The organism is [Bacillus] caldolyticus, from assembly GCF_003595605.1.
GTDB lineage: Bacteria > Bacillota > Bacilli > Bacillales > Anoxybacillaceae > Geobacillus > Geobacillus thermoleovorans.
Genome location: NZ_CP025074.1, coordinates 873,904 through 890,857, shown reverse-complemented (window position 1 = coordinate 890,857; position 16,954 = coordinate 873,904). Strand labels below are relative to the sequence as shown.

Sequence of the window (16,954 nt, the reverse complement as noted above, 5' to 3'; positions counted from 1 at the left end):
TAGTTTACAAAAATAGAGGTGTTGGGCATTGCCGCGGAAAAAGTCTGCGCCGGATTTTTTGCTCATTCTTTTGACGTTTTCGCTCTTGGCCATCGGACTTATTATGGTGTACAGCGCGAGCGCCATTTGGGCGGAATACAAATTCAACGATTCGTTTTTCTTCGCCAAGCGCCAGCTATTGTTTGCGGGCGTCGGCATTATCGCTATGTTTTTTGTCATGAACATCGATTATTGGGTGTGGCGCGACTGGTCGAAAGTGCTGCTTGGCGTCTGTTTTGTGCTGCTCGTTCTTGTGCTCATTCCCGGCATCGGCATGGTTCGCAACGGGTCGCGCAGCTGGATCGGCGTCGGGGCGTTTTCGATCCAGCCGTCCGAGTTTATGAAGCTGGCTATGATCGCTTTTTTGGCCAAATATTTATCGGAAAACCAAAAAAAAATTACGTCATTTAAACAAGGACTGTTGCCGGCGCTTTTGCTTGTGTTTGCCGCGTTCGGCATGATTATGCTGCAGCCGGACTTAGGAACGGGCACCGTTATGGTTGGTACGTGCGTGACGATGATTTTCGTCGCCGGCGCCCGTCTCAGCCATTTTGCCGGGCTTGGCGTTTTGGGGCTCGCTGGGCTTGCCGCCCTCATCCTGTCGGCTCCATATCGAATCAAGCGGATTACATCGTTTTTAAACCCATGGGAAGATCCACTTGGAAGCGGATTTCAAATCATCCAGTCGCTGTACGCCATTGGGCCGGGCGGCTTGTTCGGCCTTGGGCTCGGGCAGAGCAGACAAAAGTTTTTTTACTTGCCGGAGCCGCAAACCGACTTTATTTTCGCCATTTTAGCTGAAGAGCTCGGCTTTATCGGTGGTTCACTCGTTCTCCTGCTCTTTGCTCTTCTTCTTTGGCGCGGTGTGCGCATTGCCCTTGGCGCCCCTGACTTGTACGGAAGTTTTTTGGCGCTTGGCATTATTTCGATGATCGCGATTCAAGTGATGATCAATATCGGCGTTGTGACGGGACTGATGCCCGTTACCGGCATCACGCTCCCGTTTTTAAGCTACGGCGGATCGTCGCTGACGTTGATGTTGATGGCCATCGGCGTGCTGCTTAATATCAGCAGGCATGCCCGGTATTAGGCAAGCGGCGGATGTCCGCCGTTTTTTTGGCGTCTCTCGAACGCAGCCCATCGTCGAACGGTGCCGGCAAATGCGATAAAAACAGGCTCTCTCTTGCATTCATTTGTGATATAATGAAAATAAGTGCAAAAACAAAGAAACGGCAGCGGATGCCGTTTGTTTTTATACCGGTCGTTTCAGCGCGGGCTTTGAAGAAGAAAGCGGGGAATGCGATGGAAAAGGGAAAAGTCGTCGTCTTGGAGGACCGCGTGCCGAAACTGAAGGAGCGGCGCCGCCAGAAAGCGAACCGCCGGCTCATTGCGTACTTATCTTTCTTTTTTCTATTTATTTTGTGCGTCCTTTACTTCCAGTCGCCGCTTGGCGCTGTCGGGCATGTGGAAGTGAGCGGCAACCGTCATCTCACAGCGGAGCGCATCATCAGCTTAAGCGGCATTACGAAGCGGACAAGCTTTTGGAAAGTGAATGAACAAAACGTGGAAAAAAAGCTCACTCGCCATCCAGAAATTAAGGAGGCCACAGTGGAAAAACAGCTGCCGAACACGATCGCCATCCACGTCCGCGAATGGCGGCGAATCGCTTATGTGTATGACCGGCAAACGTTTTTTCCATTGCTTGAAAACGGGCGGCTGTTAAAGCAAGAAGGGACGAAGACGGCGCCAAGCGATGCGCCGGTGCTTGTCGGCTGGAAAGACGGCGACGCCATTGCTGAAATGACGGGGCAGCTCGCCGAACTGCCCGCGGCCGTGCTGGGCGCCATGTCGGAAATTCACTACAAGCCGACGAGGGAATATGAAGACCGCGTCATCGTCTACATGAATGACGGTTATGAAGTAAGCGCGACAATCCGGCAATTTGCGGACAAGCTGTCGCATTATCCTGCGATTGCCGCCGCGCTTGACCGAAACGTCAAAGGAGTCATTCATTTGGAAGTCGGCAGCTATTTTGTTCCTTACTCCCCCCCGAAAAAGGAGGATGGCGATGAAACGACAAGCCCGTAGCCGCCTCCTGCTGACGTTGATCTGCTTGATCTTCGGCGCCATGCTCGGGTTCTCGTACCAACATGCGAAAAACGAAGCATCCCGCCGCGAATGGAGCGACAGCGAGTGGAAAAAAGAGTACGAATATCGCTCGGCGCTTCTTGCTTTGCAAAAAGAAAACCGGTCGCTCAAGCAGCAGCTTGTCAAAAAGCAGGAGGAGCTGGCTGCGTGGGAGAAGAAGCTGGCCGAGGAGCAGGAGAACGAGGCCGGATTGGCAAAAGAAGCGGAACAGCTGCGCATGCATGTCGGAAAAGCGAGGGTGAAAGGGAAAGGTGTAGCAGTCACCCTTTCCGATTCCTCTTATATCCTCTCTGAAGCGAGCGCTACCAATTATATCGTTCATGAACAGCACGTATGGAAAGTTGTTCACGAGTTGCTCATTTCCGGCGCCGAAGCGGTCGCTATTAATGGGCAGCGCATTTCCCACCGTTCATACATCGTCTGCAACGGCCCAGTCATTGAGGTCGATGGAACGCAGCATGCCGCTCCGTTTGTCATTTCGGCCATTGGCAATCCGGACGTGCTCATGTCCGCTCTAGAGCTTCCCGGCGGCATCGTCGACGAACTTGTCGAAGACCATATCGACGTAAAAGTGGAAAAGCAAGGAGCGATCGTGTTGGATCCGGTGTTTGCGCCCGAGCCGTAAAACGGGCGGAAAGGGGCGGTGAAGCGCATTGGAACGGAAAAATCGATTCTATTTTGCCGGCGTAGCTGCCATATTCGGTGTGATGCTGGCCGTCGGGCTTCGGACGACGCTGCATCCGGAAGGACGCGACACGCGCGACATTTGGGAGTTGCGCGCCGATTTGACAAAAGAGCAGAAGCTTGAACAACGGCTGCTTGAGGAGCTAGAGAGTTACGAGGAAACATTGCGCCGCTACCGGCGGGAACACGAGGCGGGCGGCGCGACAGAGCTTGAAGCGACAGTCGCGAAGCTGAGGGAAGAAGCCGGGCTGACAGAAGTGAGAGGAAGCGGTCTCGTGTTGACGATCGCGCCGCTTTCGGCGGCCGGCTACGTTGGTCCGGCCGTTGCCGCCGTATCGCCCGAGCTATTGCAACGGTTAGTGAATGAGTTGAACAAATACGGGGCGAAAGAAATCGCCATCGACGGTGAGCGACTGACGAACCGGACGGCCATTCGCGATGTCAATGGCGCAACGAAAGTCGGGAGCCGCTCAGTGAGGCTGCCAGTCGAAGTGAGAGCAATCGCCGATGATGCGGACAAGCTGTACAGCGGGCTCGCCGTTTCGCCGATCCGCGATGATTTCGCCGTGGAAAACTTGGAGCTGTCAATATCCAAGCCCCAGCCGCTCGTTGTCATTCCGCCCGCGGCTAGCCGCCCTGATGTGAAATACATGGAGACAGCGAACGGCGGCAAGGAGGAGAAATAGCATGTGGCTTCCGCTTCTCGGATTGCTTCTTGGGTTTGCCATCGGCGTTCTCGCCGGCTGGGAAGTTCCCGATGAATATTCCAATTATTTGTCGATTGCCATTTTGGCCGCCTTTGATACATTAATCGGAGGATGGCGCGCCCACCTGCAGCGGACGTACGACGAAACCGTATTTATAACCGGGTTTTTTTTCAACATTGTTCTGGCCGCAACTTTAACTTTTCTTGGGGTGCATCTTGGTGTAGACTTGTATTTAGCGGCTGTGTTCGCCTTCGGCGTCCGCTTGTTTCAAAACATTGCCATCATCCGCCGCCTTTGGCTTGCTGAGTGGGCCAAGCGGCGGTACAATCGCGAAAAAAGTTAGGCAAAAGACAGGGAAAGTGTTTTCGCGTGTTGAATTATATAGGGTAAAACAAAATATAGTGTTGTTGCGAAACTCGCAAACTAGACATAGACCAATAGACAAAGAGATGGGAAATTTCAGCCGAAAAAGGAGGTGTCGCTGCTTACTGAAACGCCGGCCGGCACCGGCGCGTTTTTAGTAGGCAGATGCCAAAAAATGAGCAGCAATGAGATCGTCGTTAGCCTGGATGTCGGAACATCGAGCGTGAAAGTCATCATCGGGGAAATGCTAGGCAGCTCCATCAATATTATCGGGGTGGGCAATGTCAAAGCGGAAGGGCTCAAAAAAGGGGCGATTGTTGATATAGATAAAACGGTGCAGTCGATCAGACGGGCCGTCGAGCAAGCGGAGCGGATGGTCGGTTTATCGATCCGCCGTGTGATCGTCGGGGTGGCCGGCAGCCATATTCAGCTCCATGACTGCCACGGCATTGTCGCCGTCGCGAGCGAAAACCGGGAAATCAGCGATGAAGATGTCGCCCGCGTCATCGATGCCGCGCAAGTTGTCTCTATTCCTCCCGATCGGGAAATCATCGGCGTCGTTCCGCGCCAGTTTATCGTCGACGGGTTGGACGGCATTCATGATCCGCGCGGCATGCTCGGCGTCCGCTTGGAAATGGAAGGCACTATGGTGACTGGTGCGAAGACGGTATTACATAATCTTCTTCGCTGTGTGGAGCGGGCAGGCTTGGAAATCAGCGATATTTGTCTTCAGCCGCTGGCGGCCGGTTCGCTCGTGCTGTCCGATGACGAACGGCATTTGGGGGCGGCGCTCGTTGACCTGGGAGGCGGCTCGACAACGGTCGCTGTCTTTGAGCAAGGGACGTTGCAAGCTGTCTCTTCGCTGCCGGTCGGCGGGGAGCACATTACGAAAGACTTGGCCATCGGATTGCGGACGACAACGGACGATGCCGAAAAAATCAAACTGAAGCACGGACATGCATTTTACGACTACGCTTCGGAGGAAGAAGTGTTCAGCGTGCCGATCATGGGCACCGATCAACACCAGCAGTTCAGCCAGCTGGAGATCGCCGATATTATTGAGGCGAGACTGGAAGAAATTTTGCAAATGGTTCAGCAGGAAGTGCGTCGTCTCGGGTTTCGCGATCTCCCCGGCGGCTATGTGCTGACCGGCGGCGTCGCCAATATGCCAGGGTTGCTTGAGCTGGCCCACGTCGTTTTAGGGACGAGCGTCCGCATTGCCATGCCGGATTATATCGGTGTGCGCGACCCGCAGTATACGATCGGCGTTGGCTTGCTCAAGTTCGCCTACCGGCAGGCGCAGCTGCAAGGGAAAACGGTCCCGGTTGCCGCTGCGGTGGAGCCGGTCGAGCGCTCCTCGCCAAAACAGCAGTCGAAACCGAAAAAGAAAGAAGACCATTTTGGGAAGAAGGTCAAGAGATTTTTTGGTTCTTTCTTTGAATAGAGATTGAAATTTTAGGAGGATTTGGCCATGTTGGAGTTTGAGACAACAGTCGATCAGTTGGCAACGATCAAGGTGATTGGAGTCGGGGGCGGCGGCAACAACGCCGTCAATCGGATGATTGAGCATGGGGTGCAAGGTGTAGAGTTTATTGCGGTCAATACGGATGCACAGGCGCTCAACTTGTCGAAGGCGCCGATCAAGCTGCAAATCGGGGCGAAGCTGACACGCGGCTTGGGCGCGGGGGCGAACCCAGAAGTTGGAAAAAAAGCAGCTGAGGAGAGCAAAGAGCAAATTGAAGAAGCGCTTCGCGGCGCCGATATGGTGTTTGTCACCGCTGGCATGGGCGGCGGCACGGGAACTGGCGCTGCCCCGGTCATCGCCCAAATTGCGCGCGAGTTAGGGGCGCTTACGGTCGGCGTTGTTACACGCCCGTTTACGTTTGAGGGGCGGAAGCGGGCGACGCAGGCCGCAAGCGGCATCGCCGCCATGAAAGAGGCGGTCGATACGCTCATCGTCATTCCGAACGACCGGTTGCTTGAGATTGTCGACAAAAATACGCCGATGCTTGAGGCGTTCCGCGAAGCGGACAATGTGCTGCGCCAAGGGGTGCAAGGCATTTCCGATTTGATCGCCGTGCCGGGGTTGATCAACCTTGACTTCGCTGATGTGAAGACGATCATGTCGAATAAAGGTTCGGCATTGATGGGGATTGGCATCGCCAGCGGCGAAAACCGAGCTGCTGAGGCAGCAAAAAAAGCCATTTCCAGCCCGCTGTTGGAGACGTCGATCGACGGCGCGCAAGGGGTGCTCATGAACATCACCGGCGGCATGAACTTAAGTTTGTACGAAGTGCAGGAGGCTGCCGACATCGTCGCTTCGGCGGCCGACCAAGAAGTGAACATGATCTTCGGCTCCGTTATTAATGAGAACTTAAAGGACGAGATCATCGTGACGGTCATTGCGACCGGATTCAACGAAAACGTCGCTTCGCAGCCGCGGCCGCCGCGCATTGGCATCGGCACTGTGCCGAAAGCGGCGCCGGCGCCAAAGCGGGAAAAGCGCGAAGAGCCGATACAAGACTATGCGGCGCTCCGCTCGGGGCAAGCAGAAGATCCGCTTGACATTCCCGCTTTCTTGCGCAACCGCAACCGCCGCCGCTAGATGGCGAAACGAGGGTGTCCCAAAAGCAACGGGACACCCTTTCTTCATCACAAGATGCATGCACGAACGTGCACGAAGCACTTTGGTGAAACAATATATTGTATCTCTCTTAAAGAAAGACGATCTTTTGAGACAGCCTCGCTTTTCCGATTAGGACCAAAAACTTCTCGCGTTGGCCGCCCGCTCTCTCGCAACGAAAGGGCGAAAAAGAGAAGGCGGGCTAGGCTTTCGTGCCGGCCGATTTGATCCGCCGTGGTTCCCCCTGTTTTGACAAAACATCTCCTTTTTCACCGCCACCGATTGACAGACTTTCCCTCGCAAGGTGCTATATACTTGTTTCAGACAAAGCCGATATGGGCGGGGGAGGGGCTTGACGGTTGGTCGTCTATCTCGATGTGATTTGGCTGTTGAACGTCTGTTTTGACGCGTTGCTTCTTTGGCTGACGGCGCTCATGCTCAAGCGGCCGATCGTCTGGTGGCGTCTGTTGGCTGGGGCGTTGATCGGTTCGCTGCTTGTCATATTGCTGTTTACCCCGTTTTCCGCCATCGCCCAGCACCCGTTGGTAAAAGTAGCTGTTTCCGTGTTGATCGTGTGGGCCGCCTTCGGGTTTAAGCGCCCGCGCTATTTGCTTGAGAATATGCTGGCGTTTTACTTTGCCACGTTCGCCGTCGGCGGCGGCATGCTGGCGGTTCATTATGTTTTCGCGCACCAACTGTCCGTCCGCCAAGGAATGCTTCTCATGCATCATCCCGGAGCGGGCGATCCGGTCAGTTGGCTGTTTGTTGTCATCGGGTTTCCGGTTTTATGGCTTTTTTCTCGCCGAAGGGTGGAGGCGATTCGCGAAAAAAAACTGCGGTTTGAATATATCATTGAGGTCAAGATCGTATGGGACGGGCGGCCGCTTATGCTGCGCGGCTTGATTGACAGCGGCAACCAGCTCGTCGATCCGTTGACAAAAACGCCGGTGATGGTAGTCGAACAGGAAAAAGCAAAGGCCGTGCTTCCTGAGGAGCTACTGGGTTGTCTCAGCTCTCCCATGATGCTGGCTTCCCCGCCGGAGCGGTGGGTCCATCGCCTCCGTCTCATTCCGTACCGTGCGGTCGGCAGCGGTCCACAAATGATGGCGGCGGTTAAGCCAGACCGCATTATGCTGCGGTACGAAAACGAATGGTTGGAAGTAGCGCAAGGGCTTGTGGCGCTAAGCGCTGATCCGCTGTCGACGGATGGGGAGTACGACTGCATCGTCCATCCGAAAATGGTGCAGGCGGGAAGAAAGCTGACCGCTTCGTAGGTTTTGTTAGTATATCATACTCACTTTTGATCCGTTTAGAAGGGGGATTTTCATGAGAAAATGGAAACTTCGCTTCATGAACTGGCTGTATAAGCTTTTGGCCAAGCTTGGCCTGAAGGCGGATGAAATTTATTATATCGGAGGCAGCGAAGCCCTCCCGCCGCCGCTGACAAAAGAAGAAGAGGAGCAGCTGATTGCCAGGCTCGCCGCCGGTGATGACACGGCAAGATCGCTTTTGATCGAACGCAATTTGCGTCTTGTCGTCTACATTGCGCGCAAGTTTGAAAACACCGGCATTCACATTGAAGATTTGATCAGCATTGGAACGATCGGCCTCATTAAGGCGGTCAACACGTTCAACCCAGAGAAGAAGATCAAGCTGGCGACATACGCGTCGCGCTGCATTGAAAACGAAATTTTAATGTATTTGCGCCGCAACAACAAAGTGCGGGCGGAAGTGTCGTTTGATGAACCGCTCAATATCGACTGGGATGGCAACGAGCTGTTGCTTTCCGACGTGTTGGGAACGGATGACGACGTGATTACGAAAGATTTGGAAGCGGATGTCGACCGGCGCTTGCTCTTAAACGCCTTGCGCCAGCTGAGCGACCGCGAGAAGCAAATTATGGAATTGCGTTTTGGCCTCTCCGGCGGCGAAGAAAAGACGCAAAAAGACGTCGCTGATTTGCTCGGTATTTCGCAATCGTACATATCGCGGCTCGAGAAGCGGATCATTAAACGGTTGCGCAAAGAATTCAATAAAATGATGTAGCGGGCGGCGGGAGCGAAATTCCGCCGCTTTTTCCGCGTCGGACAGGCTGTGCATATTTTTCCCTTCCAAGGAGATACTGAAAACTGACGACTTAGCATCTCCTGATGGGAGGGAACAACTTGACGAGGAACAAAGTCGAGATTTGCGGCGTAGACACTTCGAAGCTTCCCGTCCTCAAAAATGAGGAAATGCGTGAACTGTTTCGACGGATGCATGAGGGGGATTTGGAGGCAAGAGAAAAATTAGTAAACGGCAACTTGCGCCTCGTGTTGAGCGTCATTCAGCGCTTCAACAACCGAGGCGAATTTGTCGATGATTTGTTTCAAGTCGGCTGCATCGGACTTATGAAATCGATTGATAATTTTGACCTCAATCAAAACGTGAAGTTTTCCACTTACGCCGTGCCGATGATCATCGGCGAAATCCGCCGCTATTTGCGCGACAACAACCCGATCCGCGTTTCGCGCTCGCTGCGCGACATCGCCTACAAAGCGTTGCAAGTGCGAGAGCGGCTCATGAGCGAGACGGCGAAAGAACCGTCAACCGAGGAAATTGCCAAAGAACTCGGCGTCGCCCATGAGGAAGTGGTTTTTGCCCTCGATGCCATTCAAGATCCTGTTTCGTTGTTTGAGCCGATTTACAACGACGGCGGCGACCCGATTTATGTGATGGACCAGCTGAGCGATGAGCGCAACCGTGACAGCCAATGGATCGAAGAAATCGCCTTGAAGGAAGGGCTTCGGCGGTTGAATGAGCGGGAAAAAATGATCATCCGTAAACGCTTTTTCCAAGGAAAGACGCAAATGGAAGTGGCCGAGGAAATCGGCATTTCCCAAGCGCAAGTGTCGAGGCTCGAAAAAGCGGCGATCCGGCAAATGAATAAAAACATCCAAGTATGACAGGCTGCAGGTGCAGCCTTTTTCTTTGGCACATAACTGCACATTTGGCTTCATATAGATGAAAAAGAGGGAGAGAGGAAAGGCGGGGAGAAAAACCGTGATGAGAATTTCCGAATTTCAGACGAAAGATGTCGTCAATGTAGCCAATGGGAAGAAGCTTGGCAATATTGGGGACATTGATATTGATTTAGATACTGGAAAAATCCGCTCGCTCATTATTTTAGGCGCCGGAAAGATGCTCGGGCTGTTCGGCCGCGAAGAGGCGGTCGTCATTCCATGGCAGAACATCGTCAAAATCGGAGCCGATGTTATTTTAGTCCGCCTTCATGATTCCGATTAAACGGCTGGTGCAACGATTGGCCCCGTCGCTTGCAACGCGGCAGGACGATGTTGCAGACCTTTCCGCTTTTCGTGGGCAGATCGGCTATGCCGCCAGCGCGGTTTTCGGGCGGCAATAAGGGTTGGACAATTTCTGCGGCAATGTTTCGACAAAATCATAAATAAAGGTTATCATGGACAAACAAACTATGATAAAATAGGAAAAAAAGTGATAAAAAACTACAAAAAACAGCGTGAGGTTGACGCGAATGCCGGACATTTTTCAACAAGAAGCCCGCGGCTGGCTCCGCTGCGGTGCGCCTCCGTTTGCTGGAGCCGTCGCTGGATTGACGACGAAACATGGCGGGGAGAGCAAAGGGCCGTTCGCTTCGCTGAATATGGGGCTGCACGTCGGCGACGATCGCACGGTTGTTGTCGCCAACCGCGGGCGTTTGGCGCAATGGCTCTCATTCCCGCTTGAGCGATGGGTATGTTGTGAACAAGTGCATGGCGCCGACATTCGGAAGGTGACGAAAAACGAACGGGGGAACGGAGCGCAAGATTTCGCCACGGCGGTTCCAGGGGTCGACGGGTTGTATACAGACGAAGCGGAGGTGTTGCTCGCGCTTTGTTTTGCCGATTGTCTGCCCATTTATTTTGTGGCGCCATCTGCTGGGTTAGTCGGCCTTGCTCATGCCGGGTGGCGGGGAACGGCCGGCGGCATCGCTGGTCACATGGTGCGGCTTTGGCAAACGCGCGAACACATCGCGCCGAGCGACATCTATGTTGCCATCGGACCTGCCATCGGTCCGTGCTGTTATACGGTTGACGACCGTGTCGTGGACAGTCTGCGCCCGACGCTTCCTCCGGAAAGCCCGTTGCCATGGCGGGAAACAAGCCCAGGGCAATATGCGCTCGACTTAAAGGAAGCCAATCGGCTTCAGTTGATCGCGGCTGGCGTTCCGAACAGCCATATTTATGTGTCAGAACGCTGTACAAGCTGTGAGGAAGCGTTGTTTTTTTCCCATCGCCGCGACCGCGGAACGACTGGAAGGATGTTGGCGTTTATCGGCCGAAGGGAGGAGACGGCATGACGGTGCGCGACAACTTGGCGGCCATTCGCCGAGAAATCGAGGCGGCCTGCGCTCGCGTCGGCCGCGATCCGGCCGGCGTGCGCATCGTGGCGGTCACTAAATATGTCGATGCCGAGCGGGCGATGGAGGTGCTTGACGCCGGCATTGCCGATCTCGGCGAAAACCGCTCCGACCAATTGATTGAAAAGCATGCACGGATCGGAAATCAAGCGACGTGGCATTTCATTGGGACGCTTCAGTCGCGCAAAGTCAAAGACATTATTGATAAAGTCGATTACATTCATTCACTCGACCGCTTGTCGCTCGCGAAAGAAATTGAAAAACGGGCGGTGCGGCCAGTAAAATGTTTTGTGCAAGTGAACGTGTCGGGGGAAGTGACCAAACACGGGCTCGCCCCCGAAGAAACGATTCCGTTTATTGAACAACTTCGCGCCTTTTCGCGCATCGAAGTCGTCGGATTGATGACGATGGCGCCGCACACGGACGACGAAGCGGTATTGCGCGCTTGCTTCCGCCGATTGCGAGTGCTGAAGGAACACGTTCAGGCGATGGGAATGGCCCATGCGCCATGCACCGAACTGTCAATGGGCATGTCAAACGATTACACGATCGCCATCGAGGAAGGAGCGACGTTTGTGCGCATAGGCAGCGCGCTTGTTGGATCATTGTAGGAGGTGAAACCGGATGGGATTGATGAAAAAATTCCGTGATTATTTTTTAGAAGAAGACTACGAAGACTATGAAGAAGAATATGAGGCGCCACAGCCGGAAGAAGAGGCGCTGCCGAAGACGGCAGGCAAGGCGAACGTCGTCAGCCTGCAAAGCGTGCAAAAATCGGCGAAAGTCGTGCTTGCTGAGCCGAGGGTGTATGCGGAGGCGCAGGAGATCGCCGACCATTTGAAAAGCCGGCGCGCGGTCATCGTCAACTTGCAGCGCATCCAGCATGAGCAGGCGAAGCGGATCGTCGACTTTTTAAGCGGCACGGTGTACGCCATTGGCGGCGACATTCAGCAAGTCGGCACAAAAATTTTTTTATGCACCCCGGAAAACGTCGACGTCAGCGGCTCGATTTCGCTCGACGGCGAGGATGACAGACCGATGAAGAGGTGGTAGCTGTTGGATTATGTACTCACGTTTTTGACGACAGTGATTCAAGTGTACTCGTATGCGCTGATCATTTATATTTTAATGTCATGGTTTCCCAATGCGCGCGAAACGCGGTTCGGACAGATGTTGGCCGCTATTTGCGAGCCGTATTTAGAGCCGTTTCGGCGGGTCATTCCGCCGCTTGGCATCATTGACGTCTCCCCAATCGTCGCGTTTATCGTTCTTGAATTCGCGACGAGAGGGCTTCACGCCCTGTTCGACATTCTTCAGTCGCAGTTTTAACTTCGTTTTGCGCGCACGGCGCCGCCGCTCTCCGCCCGGCAGGCAAAAAGGCGGAAGGGCGAAACTCGCAGAGAGGAATCCGTTGTGGGTTCCTTTCTTCCATGAAAGCAAGGTGACGTCGAGTGGAGCTGTATCAGCATTTTCGCAAAGAGGAACATCCGTTCATTGATCAAGTGCTCGAGTGGAAGGAGATGGTGAGCCGTCAGTACGCTCCGAAGCTGACCGATTTTCTCGATCCGCGCGAGCAGCAAATCGTGCAAAGCATCGCCGGCGGTGCGGAAGATGTGCGCGCGTTCTTTTTCGGCGGCGCCCCGTTTGTCGAGCGGAAGCGGGTGTTTCTCGCTCCGCCGTATATCGACCCTGAGGAAGAGGATTATGGCATTGTACTGTTTGCCGTCCGCTATCCGGCGAAATTCGTTTCCCTTGAACATCGCGATGTGTTGGGGGCGCTGATGTCGCTTGGCTTGCGGCGCGGCAAGTTTGGCGATATTCTCATTCGGGATGGGGAAATTCAGTTTTTTGTTGCTGCTGAAGTCGCCGACTACGTCCGCTTGCATGTCGAAACGATCGGCAAAGCTCCGGTTGCGCTTGAGCCGCTTCCGTTGTCGGCAGCCATGCCGCTTGCCGAAACGTGGGAGGAAGGAACGGTCACGGTGTCTTCTCTAAGGCTCGATGCTGTGCTCGCTCAGGCGTTTCGCCTTGCGCGCGAGAAAGCGCGTGCGCTTGTTGAAAGCGGGCTTGTCAAAGTCAACTGGAAGGTGGTGGACAAGCCGGATTTCCTCTGCGGACCGGGCGATGTCCTGTCGGCGCGCGGTTTTGGCCGCTGCAAGCTGTTTTCGGTGGAAGGGCCGACGAAAAAAGAGCGCTGGCTCGTTCAGATTGGCCGACAAAAATAAGCAAATGACGGCAGGAAATCGGCAAACCATGTCGAATGAAAGTGAAGAAAAGGAATGATGGAGACGGAGGTGGCCGTTGTGCCGTTGACGCCATTGGATATTCACAACAAGGAATTCAGCCGCGGGTTTCGTGGGTACGATGAAGACGAAGTGAACGAGTTTCTCGATCAAGTCATTAAAGACTATGAAATGCTCATCCGTGAAAAAAAGCAGCTGGAAGAAAAAGTGGCCGAACTGACGGAAAAGCTGAACTACTTTGCGAACATTGAAGAGACGCTCAATAAGTCGATTCTTGTTGCACAGGAAGCAGCGGAAGAAGTGAAGCGGAATGCGCAAAAAGAGGCGAAGCTGATCATTAAAGAGGCGGAAAAAAACGCCGAGCGCATCATCAGCGATGCATTAGCGAAATCGCGGAAAATCGCCCTCGAGATCGAGGAGCTGAAGCGGCAGTCGAAAGTGTTCCGCGCCCGTTTCCGCATGCTTGTCGAGGCCCAGCTCGATATGATCAACAGCCGCGATTGGGACGAGTTGATGGAGTATGAGGCGCCGGATTTGGAAGAAGGGGCGAGAGAACCGCTGTCACAGCCTTGACGAACCGAAGACGTTTCGGTTATAATAATTGGCAAAAATCGCCGCATCAGCCGCCGTGGGAGGCGGTTGGCTTTTTTCAGGATGAATAGCGAAATAGCCATCGACGATGAAAGGGACAGTAGCTCTTGTACGACCGGTCGCAGCGAGCCGGGGATGGTGGAAGCCTGGCATCGGCGCAAGAGTGAACATCACCCTGGAGTTCCATGCCGAACATCAAGTAGGCCATGGCGCGTCATTCCCGTTACGAATGAAAAGAGGGCTGTGCGTCGTTTGCATGGCCAAGAAGGGTGGTACCGCGAGACCGTTCTCGTCCCTTGCCGGGGGGAGAACGGTTTTTTATTTGGAATCTATCGTTCGAAGGAGGAGCAAGGATGGATTACAAAGAAACGCTGCTCATGCCGAAGACCGACTTCCCGATGCGCGGCAACTTGCCGAAGCGGGAGCCGGAAATGCAAAAAAAATGGGAGGAAATGGACATTTACCGGAAAGTGCAGGAGCGGACGAAAGGACGGCCGCTGTTTGTTCTGCATGACGGCCCGCCGTATGCCAACGGCGACATTCATATGGGTCATGCGCTGAACAAAATTTTAAAAGATATCATCGTCCGCTACAAATCCATGAGCGGCTATTGCGCCCCATACGTGCCGGGCTGGGATACGCACGGCTTGCCGATCGAAACGGCCCTTGCCAAGCAAGGAGTTGACCGCAAATCGATGAGCGTCGCCGAGTTCCGCAAGCGGTGCGAGCAATATGCGTATGAACAAATCGACAACCAGCGCCGGCAATTCAAGCGGCTCGGTGTGCGCGGCGACTGGGACAACCCATACATTACGCTCAAACCGGAGTACGAAGCCCAGCAAATTAAAGTGTTTGGCGAAATGGCGAAAAAAGGGCTCATCTACAAAGGGTTGAAGCCGGTCTATTGGTCGCCGTCAAGCGAATCGGCGCTCGCCGAAGCGGAAATCGAATATAAAGACAAGCGCTCGCCGTCGATTTATGTCGCCTTCCCGGTGAAAAACGGCAAAGGCGTGCTTGAGGGCGATGAGCGAATCGTCATTTGGACGACGACGCCGTGGACGATTCCGGCGAACTTGGCGATCGCGGTTCATCCGGATTTGGATTACCATGTTGTCGATGTCAGCGGAAAACGGTATGTCGTCGCCGCCGCCTTGGCGGAATCGGTGGCGAAAGAAATCGGTTGGGACGCATGGTCGGTCGTCAAAACGGTCAAAGGAAAAGAGCTTGAATACGTCGTGGCGAGACATCCGTTTTATGAGCGCGACTCGCTTGTTGTGTGCGGCGAACACGTCACGACCGACGCCGGCACGGGCTGCGTCCATACGGCGCCGGGCCACGGGGAAGACGACTTTCTCGTTGGGCAAAAATATGGGCTTCCGGTCCTTTGTCCGGTTGATGAACGCGGCTACATGACCGAGGAAGCGCCGGGATTTGCCGGGATGTTTTACGAAGACGCCAACAAGGCGATTACACAGAAGCTTGAGGAAGTCGGCGCTTTGTTGAAGCTTGGGTTTATCACCCACTCGTATCCGCACGACTGGCGGACAAAGCAGCCGACGATTTTCCGGGCGACAACGCAATGGTTTGCATCGATCGATAAAATCCGCAACGAGCTGCTTCAAGCGATTAAGGAAACGAAATGGATTCCGGAGTGGGGGGAAATCCGCATCCACAACATGGTGCGCGACCGCGGCGACTGGTGCATTTCCCGCCAACGCGCCTGGGGGGTGCCGATTCCGGTCTTTTACGGCGAAAACGGTGAACCGATCATCACCGATGAGACGATTGAGCATGTGTCGAACCTGTTCCGCCAATACGGGTCGAACGTCTGGTTTGAACGCGAGGCGAAAGACTTGCTGCCGGAAGGATTCACCCATCCGTCGAGCCCGAACGGCATCTTTACGAAAGAAACGGACATTATGGATGTCTGGTTTGACTCCGGTTCGTCGCACCAAGCCGTGTTGGTCGAACGCGACGATCTCGTGCGTCCGGCTGATTTGTACTTGGAAGGCTCCGACCAATACCGCGGCTGGTTCAACTCATCGCTGTCCACCGCCGTTGCCGTCACCGGCAAAGCGCCGTATAAAGGCGTGTTGAGCCACGGCTTTGTCTTGGACGGCGAAGGGCGGAAAATGAGCAAGTCGCTCGGCAACGTCGTCGTGCCGGCGAAAGTGATGGAACAGTTTGGCGCCGACATTTTGCGCCTTTGGGTCGCTTCGGTTGACTACCAAGCGGACGTGCGCATCTCCGACCATATTTTAAAACAAGTGTCGGAAGTGTACCGGAAAATCCGCAACACGTTCCGGTTTATGCTCGGCAACTTGTTCGATTTCGATCCGAACCAAAACGCCGTGCCGGTTGGGGAGCTTGGCGAAGTCGACCGCTATATGCTGGCGAAGTTGAACAAGCTGATCGCCAAAGTGAAAAAGGCCTATGACAGCTACGATTTCGCCGCGGTTTACCATGAGATGAACCATTTCTGCACCGTCGAGCTGAGCGCGTTTTACTTGGATATGGCGAAAGACATTTTGTACATCGAAGCGGCCGACTCGCGCGCCCGCCGCGCCGTGCAGACGGTGCTCTATGAAACGGTCGTCGCGTTGGCGAAGCTCATCGCGCCGATTTTGCCGCATACCGCCGATGAAGTGTGGGAGCATATCCCGAATCGAAGAGAAAACGTCGAAAGCGTCCAGCTCACCGATATGCCGGAGCCGATCGCGATCGACGGCGAAGAAGCGCTGCTGGCGAAATGGGATGCGTTTATGGACGTGCGCGATGACATGTTAAAAGCGCTCGAGAACGCACGCAATGAAAAAGTGATCGGCAAATCGCTGACGGCCAGCGTCATCGTCTACCCGAAAGACGAGGCGCGGAAGCTATTGGCGTCGCTTGATGCCGACTTGCGCCAGCTTCTCATCGTTTCCGCCTTTTCGATCGCCGATGAGCCGTATGACGCCGCGCCGGCCGAAGCCGAGCGGCTCGACCACGTGGCCGTCATCGTCCGCCCGGCGGAAGGCGAGACGTGCGAGCGGTGCTGGACGGTGACTCCAGCTGTCGGACAAGATCCGTCCCACCCGACGCTTTGCCCGCGCTGCGCGCACATTGTGAACGAACATTATTCCGCATAACGAAAAGCGGC

General features: G+C 54.5%; 18 protein-coding genes and 1 other annotated feature. All 18 genes read left to right on the top strand.

What is annotated here, in order from left to right:
• The first annotated feature begins 28 nt into the window (after positions 1–28).
• The 18 genes from spoVE (at position 29) to ileS (ending at position 16,943) form a co-directional block, all read left to right on the top strand.
• Positions 29–1,129 carry a stage V sporulation protein E gene (gene spoVE, locus CWI35_RS04630; RefSeq protein WP_011230619.1) on the top strand — a complete coding sequence of 367 codons (1,101 nt, stop codon included), beginning with the start codon at positions 29–31 and terminating at the stop codon, positions 1,127–1,129.
• 212 nt (positions 1,130–1,341) lie between these two features.
• Positions 1,342–2,127 carry a cell division protein DivIB gene (gene divIB, locus CWI35_RS04625; RefSeq protein ID WP_011230620.1) on the top strand — a complete coding sequence of 262 codons (786 nt, stop codon included), beginning with the start codon at positions 1,342–1,344 and terminating at the stop codon, positions 2,125–2,127.
• The gene (locus tag CWI35_RS04620; protein WP_119877528.1) at positions 2,108–2,812 is read left to right on the top strand and encodes a DUF881 domain-containing protein; all 705 of its coding nucleotides are present in this window, start codon (positions 2,108–2,110) and stop codon (positions 2,810–2,812) included. Before divIB ends, CWI35_RS04620 begins: the two co-directional genes overlap by 20 nt.
• Positions 2,813–2,840: 28 nt before the next feature.
• On the top strand, positions 2,841–3,557 hold the full coding sequence (locus tag CWI35_RS04615) for a DUF881 domain-containing protein (protein WP_011230622.1): 717 nt from the start codon (positions 2,841–2,843) through the stop codon (positions 3,555–3,557).
• 1 nt (position 3,558) lies between these two features.
• Positions 3,559–3,921, top strand: a complete 363-nt coding sequence (locus tag CWI35_RS04610) for a small basic family protein (RefSeq protein ID WP_119877527.1) — start codon at positions 3,559–3,561, stop codon at positions 3,919–3,921.
• A gap of 195 nt (positions 3,922–4,116) precedes the next feature.
• Positions 4,117–5,385 carry a cell division protein FtsA gene (ftsA, locus tag CWI35_RS04605; protein WP_011230624.1) on the top strand — a complete coding sequence of 423 codons (1,269 nt, stop codon included), beginning with the start codon at positions 4,117–4,119 and terminating at the stop codon, positions 5,383–5,385.
• Between the two features lie 27 nt (positions 5,386–5,412).
• On the top strand, positions 5,413–6,546 hold the full coding sequence (ftsZ, locus tag CWI35_RS04600; protein ID WP_011230625.1) for a cell division protein FtsZ: 1,134 nt from the start codon (positions 5,413–5,415) through the stop codon (positions 6,544–6,546).
• Between the two features lie 377 nt (positions 6,547–6,923).
• Positions 6,924–7,838 (top strand): sigma-E processing peptidase SpoIIGA, encoded by a 915-nt coding sequence (gene spoIIGA, locus CWI35_RS04595; protein WP_014195377.1) that lies wholly within the window; start codon positions 6,924–6,926, stop codon positions 7,836–7,838.
• Between the two features lie 52 nt (positions 7,839–7,890).
• A complete protein-coding gene (gene sigE, locus CWI35_RS04590) occupies positions 7,891–8,610 on the top strand; it encodes an RNA polymerase sporulation sigma factor SigE (protein ID WP_011230627.1) in 720 nt (239 codons plus the stop codon).
• A gap of 119 nt (positions 8,611–8,729) precedes the next feature.
• Positions 8,730–9,509, top strand: coding sequence for an RNA polymerase sporulation sigma factor SigG (sigG, locus tag CWI35_RS04585; protein ID WP_011230628.1), 780 nt, complete (start codon positions 8,730–8,732; stop codon positions 9,507–9,509).
• 97 nt (positions 9,510–9,606) lie between these two features.
• Positions 9,607–9,849, top strand: coding sequence for a YlmC/YmxH family sporulation protein (locus CWI35_RS04580; protein WP_025039063.1), 243 nt, complete (start codon positions 9,607–9,609; stop codon positions 9,847–9,849).
• Between the two features lie 247 nt (positions 9,850–10,096).
• On the top strand, positions 10,097–10,921 hold the full coding sequence (pgeF, locus tag CWI35_RS04575; RefSeq protein WP_119877526.1) for a peptidoglycan editing factor PgeF: 825 nt from the start codon (positions 10,097–10,099) through the stop codon (positions 10,919–10,921).
• Entirely contained in the window at positions 10,918–11,592 is a 675-nt protein-coding gene (locus CWI35_RS04570) for a YggS family pyridoxal phosphate-dependent enzyme (RefSeq protein ID WP_014195381.1), read from the top strand. Before pgeF ends, CWI35_RS04570 begins: the two co-directional genes overlap by 4 nt.
• Positions 11,593–11,605: 13 nt before the next feature.
• Positions 11,606–12,034, top strand: coding sequence for a cell division protein SepF (locus tag CWI35_RS04565; protein WP_011230632.1), 429 nt, complete (start codon positions 11,606–11,608; stop codon positions 12,032–12,034).
• 3 nt (positions 12,035–12,037) lie between these two features.
• A complete protein-coding gene (locus CWI35_RS04560) occupies positions 12,038–12,310 on the top strand; it encodes a YggT family protein (RefSeq protein WP_011230633.1) in 273 nt (90 codons plus the stop codon).
• Positions 12,311–12,432: 122 nt separating this feature from the next.
• Positions 12,433–13,206: a YlmH family RNA-binding protein gene (locus CWI35_RS04555; RefSeq protein ID WP_021321516.1), complete on the top strand. Its 774-nt coding sequence runs from the start codon at positions 12,433–12,435 to the stop codon at positions 13,204–13,206.
• Positions 13,207–13,284: 78 nt separating this feature from the next.
• Positions 13,285–13,797 carry a DivIVA domain-containing protein gene (locus CWI35_RS04550; RefSeq protein ID WP_011230635.1) on the top strand — a complete coding sequence of 171 codons (513 nt, stop codon included), beginning with the start codon at positions 13,285–13,287 and terminating at the stop codon, positions 13,795–13,797.
• A gap of 97 nt (positions 13,798–13,894) precedes the next feature.
• Positions 13,895–14,115: a binding site (T-box leader), on the top strand.
• Positions 14,116–14,168: 53 nt separating this feature from the next.
• Positions 14,169–16,943 carry an isoleucine--tRNA ligase gene (gene ileS, locus CWI35_RS04545; protein WP_033845476.1) on the top strand — a complete coding sequence of 925 codons (2,775 nt, stop codon included), beginning with the start codon at positions 14,169–14,171 and terminating at the stop codon, positions 16,941–16,943.
• The last annotated feature ends 11 nt before the right edge of the window (positions 16,944–16,954 follow it).